This is a genomic window from Streptomyces sp. NPDC008137 (assembly GCF_042957035.1).
Lineage (GTDB): Bacteria > Actinomycetota > Actinomycetes > Streptomycetales > Streptomycetaceae > Streptomyces.
The window spans coordinates 237,633-253,624 of sequence record NZ_JBIBHN010000002.1; the positions used below are offsets into that span (position 1 = coordinate 237,633).

At 69.5% G+C, this 15,992-nt stretch carries 27 protein-coding genes; 24 read left to right on the forward strand and 3 right to left on the reverse strand.

The features are described from left to right. A partial coding sequence (locus ACFZBT_RS04425; protein ID WP_391098879.1) for a hypothetical protein occupies nucleotides 1-100 on the forward strand: 100 nt, incomplete at its 5' end. Between the two features lie 69 nt (nucleotides 101-169). Here ACFZBT_RS04425 and ACFZBT_RS04430 read toward each other — a convergent pair. From ACFZBT_RS04430 to ACFZBT_RS04440, 3 genes are all read right to left on the reverse strand, one after another. Further along, the gene (locus ACFZBT_RS04430) at nucleotides 170-1,528 is read right to left on the reverse strand and encodes a tyrosine-type recombinase/integrase (protein ID WP_391098130.1); all 1,359 of its coding nucleotides are present in this window, start codon (nucleotides 1,526-1,528) and stop codon (nucleotides 170-172) included. 14 nt (nucleotides 1,529-1,542) lie between these two features. Then, nucleotides 1,543-1,986, reverse strand: a complete 444-nt coding sequence (locus ACFZBT_RS04435; RefSeq protein WP_391098131.1) for a hypothetical protein — start codon at nucleotides 1,984-1,986, stop codon at nucleotides 1,543-1,545. Between the two features lie 156 nt (nucleotides 1,987-2,142). Further along, nucleotides 2,143-2,577, reverse strand: coding sequence for a hypothetical protein (locus ACFZBT_RS04440; protein ID WP_391098133.1), 435 nt, complete (start codon nucleotides 2,575-2,577; stop codon nucleotides 2,143-2,145). A gap of 297 nt (nucleotides 2,578-2,874) precedes the next feature. On the opposite strand from ACFZBT_RS04440, the gene ACFZBT_RS04445 reads away from it, so the two are divergent. The 23 genes from ACFZBT_RS04445 to ACFZBT_RS04555 all read left to right on the forward strand — a co-directional run bounded on the left by ACFZBT_RS04445 (nucleotide 2,875) and on the right by ACFZBT_RS04555 (nucleotide 15,940). Then, nucleotides 2,875-3,102 (forward strand): helix-turn-helix domain-containing protein, encoded by a 228-nt coding sequence (locus ACFZBT_RS04445; RefSeq protein ID WP_391098882.1) that lies wholly within the window; start codon nucleotides 2,875-2,877, stop codon nucleotides 3,100-3,102. A gap of 12 nt (nucleotides 3,103-3,114) precedes the next feature. Beyond that, nucleotides 3,115-3,399 carry a helix-turn-helix domain-containing protein gene (locus ACFZBT_RS04450; RefSeq protein ID WP_391098135.1) on the forward strand — a complete coding sequence of 95 codons (285 nt, stop codon included), beginning with the start codon at nucleotides 3,115-3,117 and terminating at the stop codon, nucleotides 3,397-3,399. Between the two features lie 82 nt (nucleotides 3,400-3,481). After that, complete coding sequence (locus ACFZBT_RS04455) at nucleotides 3,482-3,904, forward strand: hypothetical protein (protein ID WP_391098137.1); 423 nt, start codon at nucleotides 3,482-3,484, stop codon at nucleotides 3,902-3,904. Then, a complete protein-coding gene (locus tag ACFZBT_RS04460; protein WP_391098139.1) occupies nucleotides 3,901-4,200 on the forward strand; it encodes a hypothetical protein in 300 nt (99 codons plus the stop codon). The genes ACFZBT_RS04455 and ACFZBT_RS04460 overlap by 4 nt, the downstream gene beginning before the upstream one ends. Further along, a complete protein-coding gene (locus ACFZBT_RS04465; RefSeq protein WP_391098142.1) occupies nucleotides 4,197-4,442 on the forward strand; it encodes a hypothetical protein in 246 nt (81 codons plus the stop codon). The genes ACFZBT_RS04460 and ACFZBT_RS04465 overlap by 4 nt, the downstream gene beginning before the upstream one ends. Further along, a complete protein-coding gene (locus ACFZBT_RS04470) occupies nucleotides 4,439-5,338 on the forward strand; it encodes a hypothetical protein (protein ID WP_391098144.1) in 900 nt (299 codons plus the stop codon). The genes ACFZBT_RS04465 and ACFZBT_RS04470 overlap by 4 nt, the downstream gene beginning before the upstream one ends. Next, the gene (locus ACFZBT_RS04475) at nucleotides 5,335-5,526 is read left to right on the forward strand and encodes a hypothetical protein (protein ID WP_391098146.1); all 192 of its coding nucleotides are present in this window, start codon (nucleotides 5,335-5,337) and stop codon (nucleotides 5,524-5,526) included. The genes ACFZBT_RS04470 and ACFZBT_RS04475 overlap by 4 nt, the downstream gene beginning before the upstream one ends. Next, nucleotides 5,523-5,765, forward strand: a complete 243-nt coding sequence (locus ACFZBT_RS04480; RefSeq protein WP_391098149.1) for a phiSA1p31-related protein — start codon at nucleotides 5,523-5,525, stop codon at nucleotides 5,763-5,765. The genes ACFZBT_RS04475 and ACFZBT_RS04480 overlap by 4 nt, the downstream gene beginning before the upstream one ends. Nucleotides 5,766-5,862: 97 nt before the next feature. Beyond that, nucleotides 5,863-6,219 carry a hypothetical protein gene (locus ACFZBT_RS04485; RefSeq protein ID WP_391098151.1) on the forward strand — a complete coding sequence of 119 codons (357 nt, stop codon included), beginning with the start codon at nucleotides 5,863-5,865 and terminating at the stop codon, nucleotides 6,217-6,219. After that, nucleotides 6,219-6,524, forward strand: a complete 306-nt coding sequence (locus ACFZBT_RS04490; protein WP_391098153.1) for a hypothetical protein — start codon at nucleotides 6,219-6,221, stop codon at nucleotides 6,522-6,524. The genes ACFZBT_RS04485 and ACFZBT_RS04490 overlap by 1 nt, the downstream gene beginning before the upstream one ends. Before the next feature lie 118 nt (nucleotides 6,525-6,642). Further along, entirely contained in the window at nucleotides 6,643-6,987 is a 345-nt protein-coding gene (locus ACFZBT_RS04495) for a hypothetical protein (protein ID WP_391098155.1), read from the forward strand. Continuing rightward, on the forward strand, nucleotides 6,984-7,829 hold the full coding sequence (locus ACFZBT_RS04500; protein ID WP_391098157.1) for a hypothetical protein: 846 nt from the start codon (nucleotides 6,984-6,986) through the stop codon (nucleotides 7,827-7,829). Before ACFZBT_RS04495 ends, ACFZBT_RS04500 begins: the two co-directional genes overlap by 4 nt. Before the next feature lie 2 nt (nucleotides 7,830-7,831). Further along, nucleotides 7,832-8,767 carry a hypothetical protein gene (locus ACFZBT_RS04505; protein WP_391098160.1) on the forward strand — a complete coding sequence of 312 codons (936 nt, stop codon included), beginning with the start codon at nucleotides 7,832-7,834 and terminating at the stop codon, nucleotides 8,765-8,767. Between the two features lie 65 nt (nucleotides 8,768-8,832). Further along, the gene (locus ACFZBT_RS04510; protein ID WP_391098163.1) at nucleotides 8,833-9,204 is read left to right on the forward strand and encodes a hypothetical protein; all 372 of its coding nucleotides are present in this window, start codon (nucleotides 8,833-8,835) and stop codon (nucleotides 9,202-9,204) included. Then, nucleotides 9,204-9,473, forward strand: a complete 270-nt coding sequence (locus ACFZBT_RS04515) for a hypothetical protein (protein WP_391098165.1) — start codon at nucleotides 9,204-9,206, stop codon at nucleotides 9,471-9,473. The genes ACFZBT_RS04510 and ACFZBT_RS04515 overlap by 1 nt, the downstream gene beginning before the upstream one ends. Beyond that, the gene (locus tag ACFZBT_RS04520; RefSeq protein WP_391098167.1) at nucleotides 9,473-9,697 is read left to right on the forward strand and encodes a hypothetical protein; all 225 of its coding nucleotides are present in this window, start codon (nucleotides 9,473-9,475) and stop codon (nucleotides 9,695-9,697) included. Before ACFZBT_RS04515 ends, ACFZBT_RS04520 begins: the two co-directional genes overlap by 1 nt. After that, the gene (locus tag ACFZBT_RS04525) at nucleotides 9,694-10,518 is read left to right on the forward strand and encodes a hypothetical protein (protein WP_391098169.1); all 825 of its coding nucleotides are present in this window, start codon (nucleotides 9,694-9,696) and stop codon (nucleotides 10,516-10,518) included. The genes ACFZBT_RS04520 and ACFZBT_RS04525 overlap by 4 nt, the downstream gene beginning before the upstream one ends. Beyond that, nucleotides 10,515-10,874, forward strand: a complete 360-nt coding sequence (locus ACFZBT_RS04530) for a hypothetical protein (RefSeq protein WP_391098171.1) — start codon at nucleotides 10,515-10,517, stop codon at nucleotides 10,872-10,874. Before ACFZBT_RS04525 ends, ACFZBT_RS04530 begins: the two co-directional genes overlap by 4 nt. A 97-nt stretch (nucleotides 10,875-10,971) precedes the next feature. Next, the gene (locus ACFZBT_RS04535; RefSeq protein ID WP_391098173.1) at nucleotides 10,972-12,144 is read left to right on the forward strand and encodes a hypothetical protein; all 1,173 of its coding nucleotides are present in this window, start codon (nucleotides 10,972-10,974) and stop codon (nucleotides 12,142-12,144) included. Nucleotides 12,145-12,198: 54 nt separating this feature from the next. Further along, nucleotides 12,199-13,272 carry a hypothetical protein gene (locus ACFZBT_RS04540; protein WP_391098175.1) on the forward strand — a complete coding sequence of 358 codons (1,074 nt, stop codon included), beginning with the start codon at nucleotides 12,199-12,201 and terminating at the stop codon, nucleotides 13,270-13,272. Next, nucleotides 13,269-13,850, forward strand: a complete 582-nt coding sequence (locus ACFZBT_RS04545) for an ATP-binding protein (RefSeq protein WP_391098178.1) — start codon at nucleotides 13,269-13,271, stop codon at nucleotides 13,848-13,850. Before ACFZBT_RS04540 ends, ACFZBT_RS04545 begins: the two co-directional genes overlap by 4 nt. Continuing rightward, a complete protein-coding gene (gene dnaB, locus ACFZBT_RS04550) occupies nucleotides 13,847-15,208 on the forward strand; it encodes a replicative DNA helicase (protein ID WP_391098181.1) in 1,362 nt (453 codons plus the stop codon). Before ACFZBT_RS04545 ends, dnaB begins: the two co-directional genes overlap by 4 nt. 207 nt (nucleotides 15,209-15,415) lie before the next feature. Next, complete coding sequence (locus ACFZBT_RS04555) at nucleotides 15,416-15,940, forward strand: hypothetical protein (protein WP_391098184.1); 525 nt, start codon at nucleotides 15,416-15,418, stop codon at nucleotides 15,938-15,940. Nucleotides 15,941-15,992 lie beyond the last annotated feature (52 nt).

Sequence of the window (15,992 nt, forward strand, 5' to 3'; positions counted from 1 at the left end):
GGCCTGGCAGAACACGGCGTACAACCAGCCCCCGCACCCGAGCTTCTTCCTCGGGAACGGGATGGCGACCGCTCCTCGTCCGACGGTCTACACGCCGTGAGCTGGGAATACATCACTCTCTGACGTTCCCGATCGGTGACCTCCCGGGGCGCTTGGGAGGTCACCGAAATCACGATCCGTCCCCGCTGGGGAGAATCTGGGGAGATCCATTTCCAGGGGGAGCCTCAGGCGCCTCATCAACCTCGGCAAGCTCCCCGGTCATGAACCGGCCGATCGCCGCCCGGCCGCGACGTCCGGACTTCGGCATGAAATGCACGTAAGTCCTCAACGTGAACGCCGGGTCGCTATGCCCCAGCCACGCAGCCAACTGGGTAATCGTCTCACCCTCGGCCAGGACCACGCTTGCGAACGTGTGGCGCAGCACATGGAAGCCGAACTCGCGCGGCATGTCCCACTTTTCCTTGCGCCACGAGTCCCTGCCCTTCTTGGGCTCGACCATCGTCACGATAGGCGGGGGGATCAGGCCGGCGTCGCGCAGGGCGGGCTTCCAGTGCCGGTCGTTGAACGTGTCGCGCGTGACCGCGCCCCCGTTGACGCCGCCGGTGAACTGAGTGGTCACCAGGAGACGTACCGTGCGCCGCGGCCGGGCCTCCCACGCGAGACTCGGCCGGTCCGGGTCCACCCACGGCAGGGTCACCTCGACGGTGGGGAAGCGGTTGGCGTGCTCCTTGACAGCCTCCGCGAGCTCAGGCGCACAGGGGGCGACTCGCTCCTTGTTGCCTTTCGGCGGGGCGAAGGCGAACCGGCCATTCACCTTGATGATCTGGCGGACGACGTTGATGTCCTCGCCGTCGATGTCGTCCGGGGAGAAGCCGAACGTCTCGCCCTGCCGCAGGCCGGCCCCGACGGCGAGGTCCGCCAGGATCCGGTAGCGCTCAGGCAGGGCGAGCCTTACCGACCGGACCGCCTGCTGCTCCCACGCCAGGGCCTTCGACTTGGGCAGTCGCGGCGCCCTCAGGTCGTCGTCGCGCAGCGGGTTCACCGGAATGCGCTTGGCCTTGTGGGCCGCCTGCATGATGGTCGAGAAGTGCGCCCACGTGACGATCAGGGTGCCGACGTCGATGCGTTGCTCCGCCCACGTCTGCCAGGCCCGGATCTCCTCGAAGCCGATTCGGTTCAATGACAGTCGGCCGACATAGGGCAGGATGTGGTTCGAGATCTTCGACCAGACCGACGCCTTGGTGGTGGGCGGGTAGCGCGTCGTCGGCCACCAGTGGGTCATGACGTAGTCGTCGAGCGTGATGGAGCCGTCGCGGGGGTCGTACCAGTCGCCTCGGCCGCTGTCCGTCTGAGCGTCGGCGAGCCACTTCTTCGCGGCGGCCAGTTGCTTGTCCGGGAAGGACCGGGACCGCACGCCGGGGATGCCGGTGACCTTGTACCGCTTACCTTGACCGTAGCGCTCTGTCTGGACGTTGCGCTTGCCGTCAGGACCCTTCTTGTACCAGCGGTCTTCGATGTATCCGGGCAACGTGGCCCCCGTTCTTACACCTGACTCATGGGCTCCGGGCTGTTGTCGATGATCTCACCGGCGTACAGCTGGAACCAACGACCGCCGGCGAGTTGCTCCTTGGTGGCCGGATTCATCGCGGCGGCGAACTGCTCGGTGGTCAGGCCCTGGTTGATGTAGACGCTGACGACGCCTCGGTCCTCCGCTACGGCGGGCTCGCCGAGGGGCCAGTCCTTCAAAACGTAGCGGACGCGGAGTGGGCAGTCGGGGGTTGCGTGGGAAACGATCTCGTCCCCCCATAGCTGGAACCAGCGGGCGGACGACATGAGTTGATCGATCTCTATGTTGAGCTGCCGCACCACAGCGGCGAGGGCTTCGTTCTTGTCGAGGCGGACCCGTATCCGGCCCCTGTCCTCGTCGATCTTTGCCAGTCTTCCCGGCGGCAGATCATCCACTGCTTCGTAGGCGACGTCCAGCATGAAACCTCCCCAGCCAACTGTGCACTCCGAGCCAGAACGGCCGAAAGTGCACGGTTGGTGAAGCCTACGTCTACAGGGAGTGGTCAACAAGCCGTCGTAGAAATATCTACATAGGGACAATCTCGATCGATCTGCGGCACTGGCTCAAGCGTCTAGCTATTCGCCGGCCTCGCGCCGGGCCCGCTCCTCAGCCTCGATCATGTAGCGCCAACGGCGGACGTCCTCCGGTGACTTCCCGGCGAGGTGGGCCACGATGATGCGCACGTCGGCGTCGTAGCCGGCCAATTCTGTTGCCTCGTACTGCAGCCACTGGCGGGCCACGGCCTCTTGCACGTGCCGTAGCGGGCGGCCGATGCCGTTGGCGATGGCGCGCATCTGCTCGATGGAGGGCGGGTTGACCGGAGGAGTTCTGACCAGCTTCTGCAGTGCCTGCTTGGCGAGCTTGGTGCCGCTCTCTGGGTCGATGGCCCGGTTGGCCATGTCCTGGTAGGAGAGGCCCCTAGCGTGGTTGGCTTCCTGGATGAGCTGGGAGAGCGCGCCCATGTGTGCCTCGGCCGCACCAGCTTGGGGGGCGGTGGCCGCAGCGTCCATGTGGTTTTCCTCTTCCTCTCGCGTCACCTTCGCACCGACTGTCTCTATGAGTAGGAGCGTGCGCCGGAAAAATAGCAGGTCAGTCCCTACAACCTTCCGGCATTGGGGACGGATCGTCTACGGGAGCATGCTATCTAGCCACGAACTTTACCGATACTCGTCGGTAGGCCGTCCCGAATCTGTTGACGAACCGTCCCCGCTCTGGTTAAGTCAAGGGAAGTGAAAGGCACCTCCGCAACGGGGAGATCCATGAGCGTGCGCTACACCCTGAGAGACCTGGACACCTTCAGAAAGATAATGAAAAGCCCAGGTCGGGGAGTCCCATACACCGTCCGCTCCCTCGCGGAAGCGAGTGGCGTATCCCGCTCTCAGGTGGGCCACCTCGTCAGCGGCAAACGCCGCTCCCTCGATGTCAACGAAGCTCACGCAGTCGCGGAGGCCCTCGGTGTCGCCGTGCTGGTGCTTTTCATGCCCCCGTCGTCCCCAGAACAGGGACACCCTGACATCGGAACCACCCCTACATAGGAAGGAGCGGACGTGCCCAGGCCCGCCAAGGTCCCCACGCCCCCGCCCGCCGGCTACCTCTGGACCCCCGACGCGGCCCGCCGTATCGGCCGCAGCGTCAAGACCCTCTGGAACTACGCCCACCTCGGCAAGGGACCCAAGCCGGTCCGCATCGGCCGCAAGCTCGCCTACAAGATCACCGAGCTGGACGAGTTCCTGCAGACCGAGATCGACGGCGAGCCCAACGAGGCCCGCGTCCACGAGTCCCGCCCGCCGGAGCCGCGCATGTCGCGCAAGCCGGCCCGCGCCGCCGCCTGAGCGGCAAAGAGGCCGCCCCGCGCCTACGGGACGACCTCGCAGTCCCCATCCAGAGCACGCAACGAAAGGGACCGCCGTGTCCATGATCTCATCTCAGCCCATCGATGGCGACAAGCTGACCCTGGTCGAGCTCGCCGAGATCTCCTACACCGAGTACGCCAACTCCGCCGAGGAGGAGGCCGGTGAGCGGTTCGAGCAGGAGCGCGAGGACTTCCTCGTCATGGCCCGCGCCACCGCCCGGAGCCGCTTCAACGCCGCCGCCGACCAGCTCCAGTGGACGTACACCCCGCACAACGAGCTGCCGGAGGACGTCGAGGAGGCCACCGCGCCGCTCGCCACCGGCCGCCCGGAGTTCTTCCGCGTCCGGTTCAACCACGCCACCGAGGCCACCTCGTTCGAGCTGGTACAGCCGTGCAGCGCCTGCGGCGAGGCCCGCATCACCGAGGTCACCGGCCTGGTCCAGCTCGGCGAGCTCCTCGCGGACGCCAAGGGCGGTGCGGCATGAGCGAACTGACGCTGATGGTGCAGGTCGACGGCGAGATCCGGCCGCTGGCCAACTGCACGTGGATCACGTGGGCGCCGTGCGGCTGCCCCTGCGGAGCACTCACCGCCGCGTTCGGCGACGAGGCGTTCGCCACTGAAGAGCAGGCGTGGCGGGAGCACTACCCGCTGAAGCGCGAGCGCGACAAGTACCAGCGGCAGGGCTACCGCCTGGAGCTCATGAGCTGGGACCGCTACCGCGCCGAGGTCGACCTCGCCGCCCGCTGCCCGCACGTGAAGGTCAAGGGGGCGGCCCGATGAGCGCCCGTATCCCCACCCCTGACGCTGTCCGCCTGTTCTCCGCCCGCAACGCCCCCGCGCACGTGATGCAGGCGGCTGCGGATGCGGACCGTGCGGAGGAGTGGCTGCAGATCCCGTGCTCGCTGTCCCGGCCGGCGCAGTTGGCGACCCGCGAGCGGGTGCTGGCCGACTGGCACCGCGCGGACAAGACCCTCGCCGCGTCCCCGCTGCGGCCCGAGCAGGCCACGGAGGTCCTCTCGTGAGCGACTACGTCGACACGGACCCGTTCTGGGTCGAGAACCGCGCCAAGTTCCTCGCGGAGAAGAGCACGGCCGCTGACCCGTCCGCGTGCGGCACCTGCCGCAGCAACGCCGGAGAGGGCAAGCCAGTCGAGCACGACGAGTGCGCTCAGCGCGCCACGCTCCTCCACGCCCCGGACCACCCGTACTACGAGATCCTCGCCGGGTTCTCGCTGGAGGAGAACGCGAAGCTCCCGGCCCGCTTCCACGTCCCCGTCTTCGACGACTGCGGCGTGCCGAACTCGTGGCTGTGCGCGGTGTGCCAGGACGAGGGAACCGTCACCGGCTGGCCGTGCGCCACCGCCACGAAGTACGGCACGCAGGTCTTCTCTCCGCTGCACGTGGCGGAGACCGCCCAGGAGAAGCAGACCGCTCGGATCGCCGAGCTGGAGGCCGAGATTCAGCGCCTCCGCGAGCAGCAAGCCAAAGACGACGACAAATACGTCCAGGCAACCGCCGAGCGCGACCGCTTCCGCCTCGCATGGAAGTCGGCCCGTGAGAGGGCGCAGGCCTACGGCGAGGGCATCCTCCGCGTCGTCAAGGACCGCGAGTCGTACCAGCAGTGGCTGAAGCAGGCGGAGGCCCGCGTCGCCGAGCTGGAGGCGGAGCGGCACACCACGAACGAGGCCCTCACCGACGCCGCCGAGACACTGCGGGCGAACCGCGACCGCATCGCCGAGCTGGGGAAGCAGGTCGCCACCTCCCGCAATGACGCGCTGAGCGAGGCCGCCGACTGGTTCGACCGGCGGGCCGCCGCCGAGCCCGACCAGGGCTACCGGGCCCGCGTCATGCGCGGCGCCGCCAACGACATCCGACGCCTCGTCGCCCCCACCGCCGACCGCGCCGAGGAGGCGTCGTGAGCGAGCGCCAGTACCCGATCCGGCCGCAACCGGACGACGACCCCCGCTTCACCCTCGGCCTCGCCTTCGACGTCAAGAAGGTGCTCGAGCAGCACGGCTACCCGGAGATCACCAACGGCCTCGACTTCATCGACCTCCAGCAGGCCCTCTACCAGTTCCTCTACACCGGCCCCAAGGAGACGTCGTGACCACGATCCTCGACGGCACGGTCGTAGACCTGGACCGCGTGCAGATCGCTCTGGACGGCACGCGCTGGCTGTGGACCTGCGACATCTCCGACGCTGGCGACCCGCTCATGCAGCGCCTCGACAGCCGCATCACGACCGTGCTGGCGCTGCCGACCGTGCTGAGCGCCCACGGGCCCGTGCTCGCCGAGAACGGGCGACCCACCCCGGCCATGTACCGGCAAGTCCTGGAGGCGGCGTGATCTACCTCGCCCCGTTCATCCTCGTCGCCCCCATCTTCCTGATCCTCGCCGGCGAGAAGGTCTCCGCCCGCATCCGAGCCCGCAAGGAGAACCACCAGTGAGCACCCTGACCGCGCCCGCGGACACCGACATCGCCGCCATCCTTGACCTGGCCGCCGACCACATCGACAAGGTCGGCTACTGCAAGAAGTACCTGTACAACGTCCGCCAGGCCGAGTCCGGCATGCCGCTGGACACGTGCGAGGTCGACGTGATCGGCGCCCTCAATGTCGCCGTGCACGGCACCCCGCGGCACGTCGGCGGCGACCCGCTCACCTGGGCCGCCGAGCAGGCCCTCGCCGCCCGCGTCGACGCCCCCTCGGTGGCCACCTGGTGCGACTACCCGGGCAACGGCAAGCAGGCCGCCCTGACGCTGCTGCGGGACGCCGCGGCCAGGCTCCGAGAGGCCGCCTGATGGGCAGGCGGCGGGCCGGAGAAGACAACGTCCGGCTACGGGCCCGGCTGCAGGTACTCGGCGACGACCTCGCCTGGTACCGGACCCGGCTCAGGGACGTCACCGCCCGCTGCCGGGCCGCCCGAGCCCAGGCCGAGATCGCCGACGGGCAGCGCGTCCTCGCCGAACAGCTCATCCAACGCCAAGTCCAGCAGCTGATGGCCCGCGACTCGGAGATCGAGGAACTACGCCGCCAGCTGAAGGCCGCCAGCGAGGACACCGTCGAGACGCCACTCCCGGCCGGCGACCGGCTCACCGCCGCCTGAACCACAACCGAAGACCGCCGCGTCGAGCGACCCCCCAGCGCTCCGCGGCAGCCGAGGCCCCGCCCTCCCTCCCCCTGGCGGGCGGGGCCCGGCACCACCCATCCCATTTGGAGACCACATGAGCACCAGCAGCTCCACCATTCCCGCCGAAACCGCCCGCCACGTGCTGTGGACGTTCGGTCACCGCGGCGGCTACCAGCCCGGCAACTACCACCAGAAGCTCCTCGACCTGCTCGCCTATGCCCCGCCGGTCGAGTTGGCGAAGTTGGCCCAGATCTACCCGGCCGAGGCGGAGGCCGTCCGCATGGCCAAGTACGACGAGACCGGCATCGACAAGCTCAAGCGCGCCGCCGGGCTGGTCTGCATCCGGTGCGGCGACCAGGACGGTCCGTTCGTCGGGGCGCCCCGCCAGCCGCTGTGCGAGCCGTGCGCCCGCCCCGTGCCGCTGGACGGCGTCGCATGACCGACCCCCGCCACGCTTACGACACCGACCACGGGCGCTACTACCGCGACCCGGCCGGCGGCCCCGACCTCGTCTCCGTGACGAACGTGCTCTCCGCGGGCGTCGCCAAGTTCGCGCTCGTCCCGTGGGCCGTCAAACTCACCGCCGAGTACTGCGTCGACAACCGCATCGACGTCGCCCGTCGCGCCCCGCACGACCGCGAGCAGCTCCTCAAGGACATCAAGGCCGTCCACCGGGACGCCCGCGACCGGGCCGCTGACCTCGGCACCCGCATCCACAAGCGCGCCGAGAAGATGGCCCTCCGCGCCCCGTTCGAGCCCGACCCCGAGGTCGACCCCTACGCCCGCCAGCTCACCCTGTTCTGGGAGCGGTGGGGCGTCGACCTCGAGCAGGACATCGTCGCCGCCGAGATCACCTTCGCTCACCGGCGCCTCGGCTACGCCGGAACCGGCGACCTGATGGCCCTGCTGCGCACCGGCCGGCGCCGCATTCGGGGCCAGCGCACCAAGCAGCTGTGGCTGATCGACTACAAGACGTCCGCCACCCGGCCCGCCTCCTCGGTCTACCCCGAGAACGCCATGCAGCTGGCCGCGCTGCGCTTCGCCGAATGCGTGTGGCTCCCGGACGACACCGACGGCCCGGTCCCGCCCATACAGCGCACCGGCGTCCTCAACCTCCGCCAGCGCTCCCACGCGCTGGTGCCCATGCCCGGCAACCGGCGCACCCACCGCGCCTTCCGCGGCGCGCTGGAGACCACCAAATGGCTGCACGCCGCCCCCACCACCTACCCCGCGCTCCTGCCGCCCGCCGCGGACGCGCAGACGACCCGAAAGGCAGCCTGACGATGGGCTCCCGCCTCCTCAACATCCAGCGCCGCGCCGCCGAGCACGGCCGACTCCGCACCGGCTACACCAACGGCACCCGCCCCATGCGCTCCGCGACGTGGGTCGTCACCTCCCACTCCGAGGAGCACGTCCAGAAGGCCGCCGAGCTGTGGGGTGGCGAGGTCGAGCGGTGGACGCCGCTCAATTCGACGATCGAGCAGTGGCGCGTCATCACCAAGGCCTCCTCGATCGAAGCCCTGATCACGCCCGGCGACCCGCTCAACCAGTACAACGAGCTGTGGACCGGCGGCGGATGTAAGCGCCGCTGCGACGGCGAGATGGAACTCCTGTCCCGCCAGCCCTGCATCTGCGCCCGCCAGTTCGGTGAGGACTGGCACCAGCAGAAGAAGGGCACCGTCTGCTCCGCCACCTCCCGCCTGAACGTCATGCTCCCGGACCTGTCCGGCATGGGCATGTGGCGGGCCGAGACCCACTCGTTCTACGCCGCGTCCGAGTGGGGCGGCATGGTCGACATGGTTCTCGCGGGCACCGACGGCAAGGGCTTCGTCCCGGTGACGCTGCGGATCGAGCCCCGCCAGGTCGTCCGTGAGGGCAAGACGAAGAAGTTCCCGGTCGTCGTGGTTGAGCTGCGCGGCGTGACCCCGCGGCAGGCGCTCACCGGGCCGATGACCGCCGCGACCGCGCTGGACCCGGCCGGCGGCCAGGCCGTCGCCGCGATCGAGGCGCCCCGCCCGGACTATCTCGCCGAGGCCGAGGGCGCCCTCACCTCCGACGACGTGCGGGACGTGTGGCGCCGCGCCAGCGCCAATGGCCACGTCGACCCGAAGGGCCGCGACGACCTGTCCAAGCAGCTCATGGCGATCGCCGAGCGCATGGATGCCGAAGCCAGCAGCACCAACGACGACGAGCCCATCGAGGGCGAGCTCGTCGACTGACCCAACCCGCCGGGGCGCTGGCCGCGCCCGAATCGCGGCCAGCCCCGCTACCCCAAGGACACCAGATGACGAAGCGTTTGTCTGTCGCCGAGCGGCTCGCGTCCACCGAGAAGGACGCCCTCCTCGACGACATCGCCCGCCACTCCGAATGGGACCGGTTCCTCGTCGAGCAGGCCGTCCTCCACTTCGGGGAGCGATACATCACCTTCAGCTGCAACCAGATCCGCGAGCAGCTGCCCGACCTCGGCCCCGGCCTCCTTGGCGCCGTCATCAACTCCCTGCGCACCACCGGGATCATCGCCCACACCGGGCAGATGGTGCCGTCCACGCAGGAGAACACCCACGGGCACCGCATAGCGGTCTGGACCTTGACCGGCAAGGGCCGGCTGATCGCCGCCCGCCGCCACGCCGCCCGCACCCGGAAGGCGGTGGCGTGATGCCGATCAAGACCCACACCTGCATCACCGTCGCCTGCGACGTCTGCAAGTACAAGTTCGACGAGGACGAGTACACCGCTCACTTCGCCGACCTCGACGAAGCCCGCAAGGCGCTGTCCGGCACCGGCTGGACCATCACCGCCGACCGCAAGATCTTCTGCGCCTCCGACGACATCGACCACCAGGCCGCCCTCGACGCCCTCATGCCGCCCGAGCCCGTCACCCAGATCCCCGGGCAGCTCGGCTTCGACGGAACGGAGGCGCCGTGATGGACCCGGACCGCCTCATCGCCGCCGCCCCCGCCCTGCTCTTCGGCGCCGTCCTGGTCATCTCCGGCGTCTGGGCCATCCGTCACGCCGTCCGCGGCGGCGAGAACCGCAGCCGCAGCCGTGTCCCCACCGCCCCCGACAACCTGCCGCCCACCGACATCGACGCCCTCATCACCTGCCGCCGCATCAACGCACTGCCCACCGCCCGGAAGGAGAAGCCGTGACCACCGCCGTCCGCGAAGCCCCCCACCACAACAACACCGTGTGCGTGCAGTGGTACTCCTGCAAACTCCCGGAGTGCCGAGAGCGCTTCTACGCCCGGCGGCGGGCCATCCGCGCCGGTCTCGCCCAGCCCGCCCGCACCCTCGTCGACGCCACGCCCGTCCGACAGCACATCCTCGACCTGCAGGAAGCGGGACTCAGCCTCACCTTCATCGCCCGCCGAGCAGGAGTCGCCCACACCACCATCGGCAACTTCCTCCGCCCGCGCCCTTCCGCCAGGCGGGGCCTCCAGCGGAAGACCACACCCGAAACAGCCGCGAAGATCCTCGCCGTGCGGCCGATCACGACGATCGGCACGCTGCGCCGCATCCAGGCCCTCGTCGCCATGGGGTGGCCCGCCCGCCAGGTCGCCGCACGCGCAGGAGTCTCCAACCGGTGGGTGGTCGACCTCCGGCCCGACACGCTCATCCTGGCCAGCTACGCCGAGAAGATCGCCACGACATACGGCGAACTCCGCAGCCTCACACCGGAGAAGCACGGCGTCCAAGCCGGCCACGCCCGACGCTCCCGAAGCCGCGCCGCAGCCAACCGATGGCCCACCCCGAAGTACTGGGACCAGCACGCCGACGACATCGACGACCCCCACTTCCAGCCCCTGTACGGCGTGACGAAGCGGGAGATCGTCGCCCAGGACGCCAACGAACTCATGCGGTTCAGCGGCCTCGACAAGGCCGCCGCAGCCGAACGCCTCGGCGTCAGCAAGAGCTACATCGAGCACGCCTTCCGCGACCACCCCCAGTACGCGGTCGAGGTGGCGGCGTGAGCGTCGAGATCCGCATCAACTGCGACGGTCAGCCCGGCGGCGAGGGCAGCAAGTGCCTCGCACAGGCGCTCGCCATCTACCGCTGGCACAACACCGCGACGAAGGTCCGTCAGTTCCACAGCAAGCGCGGCTGGCACCGCACTCGGGACGGCCGCGACATCTGCCCCAAGTGCTGGGCCGACGGCGCCCACAAAGGCGGCGTAAGCCCCGAATGGTGCGCCACCTGCGAGGAGCGCAAGCCCTGCGGGTGTGACGGCTGGACGCCGCTCCCGGGCGAGGACCTCGGCGAAGAAGGCGAATGGGGCGGCCCCGACTGGAGCTCCCTGCCGGCAGCAGAACCCGAGCTCGCCGCGTGACCGCGGTCCGCCGGCCGCGCGCCGGACCCTGACCCGCCAGCACCGACAAGACCGGCCAGCCGCCCGACATCCCAGCCCCACCGGAAGGAGCGCGAACGTGTTGAACAACCAGGTCATCGTCACCGACGCCAGCCTCCGCGCCTACGCGCGCCGGAACGACCGGGGCGTCGTCGACGCGGCTGGTCTCACCAGCGGCGAATGGGAAGAGTTGCGAGGTCGCAACGCGAACTCGACCAAGGTCCAGCTGGTCCAGTGCGCCAAGTGCTGGGAACTGTACGTCGACGTCCAGTGGCTGAAGACGTACAACCTCGCTGGCACCCGCGTCGTCAGCCACCAGTCGGGCGAGTCCCGCCCGGACCACGACTACGAACCCGTGGAGACGCCGGAGCACCTGGCCTGGAACGAGCGGGCGTTCATCATCGGCGAGGCGGAGGGCTACAACCCGCGCAAGGAAGCGTGGGCGCCGAACATGAAGACCCGCGCTGACGTCCTGCTGACGGGCACCCTCACGATCGCCTACGAACACCAGCACTCCCCGTTCAGCGCCAGCGGCCGCTACAGCGCTCCCGAACGCACGCGCCTCGCAGCAGCAGTCGGACGCACGGCCATGTGGCACGCCACTACAGACAAGGTTCGCGGCCAGGTCCCCATCCTGCGCACCGACGGCGGCCTGCCGCCGAAGGTCATCCTCAACCCCAACTACCGGCACGAGTTCCGAGGCGGTATCTACCGCATCGAGATCTACACGTGCACCGTGCGCGAGGGCCACGAGTGCCCGAACGGCAAGTTCAGCGGCTGCGGCAAGCCCCACGCCCGCGGCCAGGTCACGGCCGGCCAGCTCGACGACGTCCTCCGTGGAGCCCCGATCGGCGCCTACATGCCGGTCGTCGACGCCAAGGTGCTGCGAGCCCCCCGGTTCTTCTGGACCGACATGGCGTCCTACGGCCAGTACCTCGCGTACATAGCCAGCCCGGCCGTCACGGAGACCAGCACACCCGCCGATACGAAGTGGACCCGAAAGGGCCGCCGAGGCGGGCACTCCCGGGCCAAGGAAGTGCAGCTCGAAGCGATGCGCGCCGAGGCCACCGATCTGTCCATTCCGCGGCAGCGCGGCAGCTCTGCACCCGGGCTGACGGCACCAGCCCTCCCGCCGCCGGCGCCCGGCATCTGCGACACCGGCCGACCGAGGTGCGGCAAGCCGGCCCGCTTCTACCCCGCCGGCTGGCGCTGCGACAACCACCGCCCCAGCAGCTACTGGCGCACCCGGTAACGGCCGCCGCACACGCCCACAACCCTCAAGCACTCTCCAAAAGGACACCCACTCATGGCACGTGGCCACGGCCGGATCCTCACCAGCATCTGGGAGGACGCCGACTTCCTGAAGCTCGACGAGAAGGAGCAGCGCTTCTACCTGTTCCTGATCTCGCAGCCCAACCTGAACCACGCCGGGCTGCTGCCGCTCACCCTCCGACGCTGGTCCCGCAAGGCGAAGGGCCTCACCTCGGCCGACGTCGAGAAGCGCCTGCAGTCCCTCGACGAGGCCCAGTTCATCGTCATGGACGACGACACCGAGGAGCTCCTCATCCGCTCCTTCGTCCGCAACGACGGCGTGTGGCGCATGCCGAAGGTGATGGGCGCCATGGTGTCCGGCGCGCTGGAGATCTCCTCGCGCCGGCTGCAGGTGGCTCTGCTCACCGAGATGGACCGGATCCCGCTCGACGAGCTCAGCGACGAGCCGACCAAGATGCGCGGCGGCGAGGGACCCTCCATCCGCACTCAGGTCGCGGGACACATCGAGGCCCTCCGCAAGGCCTTCGGAAGCCCTACCCCTGACCCTTCCCGAGGGGGTTCCGGAACCCCCTCCGCAACCCCTTCGGGAACCCCCTCCGATACCCCTGCCGAAGGGGGTGACGAGGGGGGTTCGAAACCCTCTACGCGCGGACGCGCGCGCACATCACGCGCGCATTCCCCTGCCCCTACCCCTGCCCCTGCCCCTGCCCCTTCCCCTACCCCTGACCGGGTGGGGGTTGAGGTGGGGGATGAGACCTCAGGTAGTAGCGGGCTGGCCGCCACGCCGCCTGACGGCGACGCCCCCATCGACATCGACGGCTTCGAGCTGAACGACACGATGCGCGCCTGGGCGCTCCGCACTTTCGGCGCCGGCCTCGACCTCGACTACGAGACCGCTCAGTTCATCGACCACTTCCGCGCCCAAGCCGTCCGCCGCCCCAACTGGCCCACGGAGTGGCAGAAGTGGATTCGCCGCTCAGCCAAGTACGCATCCGAGCGCGCCAACCGGCCGCCACTGCGATCCGTCAACGGCACCGGCTCTCGCGCCGAGACGCACACCGCAGACGACTACACCAACTCATCAGTAGAGGACCTGTTCGCATCATGAGCATCACCGACCACGACGTCTGGCGAGCCGAGGCCCAAGCCGAAGCCGTCGCCTTCCGCCTCGAAGCGTTCCTCACCCGACGACCGGAGGCCTTCGCCGACCCGGGTGACCTCCGGGCCGACATCCGCTCCTGGATGGACCGCTACCTCGGCGGCCACCACGGATCGCTCATCCTCACCGGCGAGATCGGCACCACCAAGACGTGGCACCTGTGGAAGCTCAACGAGACCCTCATCCGCCGCGCATGGCGGGGCCAGTTCCGCATCGCCACCACCTACGAGATCAAGCTCGCCACCGACCGGCCGATCGACCACGAGCGGCTCGCGTCCTGGCGCGAGGCGGACCTGTTCGCGATCGACGACCTTGGCGCTCGAGCGGTCAACGACTGGACCGCGGACGCCATCAGCGAGCTGATCGACGCCCGCTGGCAGAACCGCCGCCCGACGCTCATCGCGACGAACCTGACGATCCCCGAGATCCGCAACGTCCTCGGCGACCGGGCCGCATCCCGCATCGGCGACGGAGCCACCGTCGCCCAATTCACTGGCGCTGACCGCAGGAAGGGCAAGAGCAAGTGACCCACGACGAATACGAGCCCGAGCCCCGCCGCGAGTCTGTGCCGCCCCAGGACGCGCCCGCGGAGATGTGCGTCCTCGGTGCGATGCTGCTGTCGCGAGACGCGATCGCCGACGTCACCGAGATCATCAAGAACCCTGCCGACTTCTACCGGCCGGCCCACCAGACGATCTTCACCGCGATCATGGCGCGCTACCTCGACGGCGCCCCCGTCGACCCGATCGTCCTCGCCGACGACCTGGCCAAAAGCGGCGACGTCAGCCGCGTCGGCGGCGCCACCTACCTGCACCACCTCGTCCAGCAGGTGCCCACCGCCGCCAACGGTGCCTTCTACGCGGAGATCGTCCGCGAGAAGGCCGTGCTGCGGAACCTGCAGTCCGCATGCACCCGGACCCTGCACGAGATCGCCGACGGCACCGGCGAGACGGGTGAACTCCTCGACGACCTGCGCGCCGAAGTCGACGGCATCGTCGACGACACCAGCCACGGCGACCAGGACACCCTCATCGGCGCCGACGGCGAGGACTTCCTTGAGGAACTGGAGAACCTGCAGAAGCACGGGCCGGCCCGCGGAGTGAAGACCGGGTTCACCGACTTCGACTCGCTGACCAACGGGCTCCAGCCCGGGCAACTGATCGTGATCGCGGCACGCCCCGCCATCGGCAAGTCCACGCTCGGCACGGACATCGTCCGCCACGCGACGATCGTCGAAGGCCTGCCCGCGGTGTTCTTCAGCCTGGAGATGTCCCGCACCGAGCTGAAGATGAAGATCGCCTCAGCCCAGGCGCGGGTCCCCCTGCACCACCTGCAGAGCCAGAACGGCATGACCGACGATGACTGGGCCCGCCTCGCCAAGGTCTGGCCGATGATCGACGGCGCGCCGCTCGACATCGTCGACGACCCCGGCCTGACGCTTACGAAGATCCGCTCCCACTGCCGGCGCATCGCCCGCAAGCGGGACCTGCGCCTCGTCGTCGTCGACTACCTGCAGCTCATGGAAGGCGAACTGGCCGGCCGCAGCGAGAACCGGCAGCAGGAAGTCGCGAAGATCAGCCGGAGTCTGAAGAAGCTCGCTGCGGAACTCAACGTCCCCGTGATCGCCATGTCGCAGCTGAACCGCGGCGCCGAACAGCGCACCGACAAGAAGCCGCTCCTGTCCGACCTCCGCGAGTCCGGCGCGATTGAGCAGGACGCCAACATGGTGATCCTCCTGCACCGCGAGGACGCCTACGACCGCGAGTCACCCCGGGCCGGTGAGGCCGACCTCATCGTCGCGAAGAACCGCGGCGGCCCCACGGCCACGATCACCACGGCCTTCCAAGGGCACTACTCCCGTTTTGTCGACATGGCCCAGAGCTGATCGCCATGACCGACTCCTGCCCACACTGCTGCCGCCGCGACGTTCCGCCGCGCGCCGAGCGCTCCGACGGCACTCAGATACGCAGCGCCTACCGCTGTCCCGACTGCGGACACGCCTGGATCACCAGCCGGCTCCGCACCGCTTACCCCGCCGCCTGATGCCCGCCGCGCGTTGACGCCCGCCTGACCACCCACACATGGAGACACCGTGAGCACCGACCGCCTGACCGACCAGCAGCTCGACGACATCGAAGCCCGCCACGCAGCCGCCACCGCCGGGCCGTGGGGCGTCTACCAGTTCGGCGGTGACAGCCTCATCGAGGTCGCCGCCGACCTGAAGGACACCGGCACCGGCTACACAGCCCGCCGTACCGTCGCGCGCTTCGACGAGGAGCCCCTCGACAACGACCCGACGCACCGGGAGTGGACGGCGGAGGAGGACTGGGCGCAGGTCCAGGCCGACGCCGAGTTCATCGCCCACGCCCCGGAGGACGTCCGCGCTCTCGTCGCCGAAGTCCGCCGCCTCCAGGCGCAGCGCCGGTTCCTGATGCGGGCGCTCGCCAAGCGGGATGCCGCGTCCGGGAATGCCGACCGGGCGGTCCGGGAGTTCCTCGCCCCGGGCCCGGCCGAGGACCCGGACGACGACGAGACGGACGAGCTGGACGACGAGATTCCGAACCCGCCCTACGACCCGCCGGTCGGGACGACGTGGCGGGAGTGGCACGGCGGATAAGTCTCGCCAGCCCGCCCCGTGACCACGCAGCAGCCCGGGGGCGTCGTTACCG

Bases quoted from the DNA above. Each gene is read 5' to 3' on its own strand.
- ACFZBT_RS04435 (WP_391098131.1), bottom strand. From the start codon at position 1,986: ATGCTGGACGTCGCCTACGAAGCAGTGGATGATCTGCCGCCGGGAAGA.
- ACFZBT_RS04440 (WP_391098133.1), bottom strand. From the start codon at position 2,577: ATGGACGCTGCGGCCACCGCCCCCCAAGCTGGTGCGGCCGAGGCACAC.
- ACFZBT_RS04445 (WP_391098882.1), top strand. From the start codon at position 2,875: ATGAAAAGCCCAGGTCGGGGAGTCCCATACACCGTCCGCTCCCTCGCG.
- ACFZBT_RS04455 (WP_391098137.1), top strand. From the start codon at position 3,482: ATGATCTCATCTCAGCCCATCGATGGCGACAAGCTGACCCTGGTCGAG.
- ACFZBT_RS04460 (WP_391098139.1), top strand. From the start codon at position 3,901: ATGAGCGAACTGACGCTGATGGTGCAGGTCGACGGCGAGATCCGGCCG.
- ACFZBT_RS04465 (WP_391098142.1), top strand. From the start codon at position 4,197: ATGAGCGCCCGTATCCCCACCCCTGACGCTGTCCGCCTGTTCTCCGCC.
- ACFZBT_RS04490 (WP_391098153.1), top strand. From the start codon at position 6,219: ATGGGCAGGCGGCGGGCCGGAGAAGACAACGTCCGGCTACGGGCCCGG.
- ACFZBT_RS04495 (WP_391098155.1), top strand. From the start codon at position 6,643: ATGAGCACCAGCAGCTCCACCATTCCCGCCGAAACCGCCCGCCACGTG.
- ACFZBT_RS04500 (WP_391098157.1), top strand. From the start codon at position 6,984: ATGACCGACCCCCGCCACGCTTACGACACCGACCACGGGCGCTACTAC.
- ACFZBT_RS04505 (WP_391098160.1), top strand. From the start codon at position 7,832: ATGGGCTCCCGCCTCCTCAACATCCAGCGCCGCGCCGCCGAGCACGGC.
- ACFZBT_RS04510 (WP_391098163.1), top strand. From the start codon at position 8,833: ATGACGAAGCGTTTGTCTGTCGCCGAGCGGCTCGCGTCCACCGAGAAG.
- ACFZBT_RS04515 (WP_391098165.1), top strand. From the start codon at position 9,204: ATGCCGATCAAGACCCACACCTGCATCACCGTCGCCTGCGACGTCTGC.
- ACFZBT_RS04520 (WP_391098167.1), top strand. From the start codon at position 9,473: ATGGACCCGGACCGCCTCATCGCCGCCGCCCCCGCCCTGCTCTTCGGC.
- ACFZBT_RS04540 (WP_391098175.1), top strand. From the start codon at position 12,199: ATGGCACGTGGCCACGGCCGGATCCTCACCAGCATCTGGGAGGACGCC.
- ACFZBT_RS04545 (WP_391098178.1), top strand. From the start codon at position 13,269: ATGAGCATCACCGACCACGACGTCTGGCGAGCCGAGGCCCAAGCCGAA.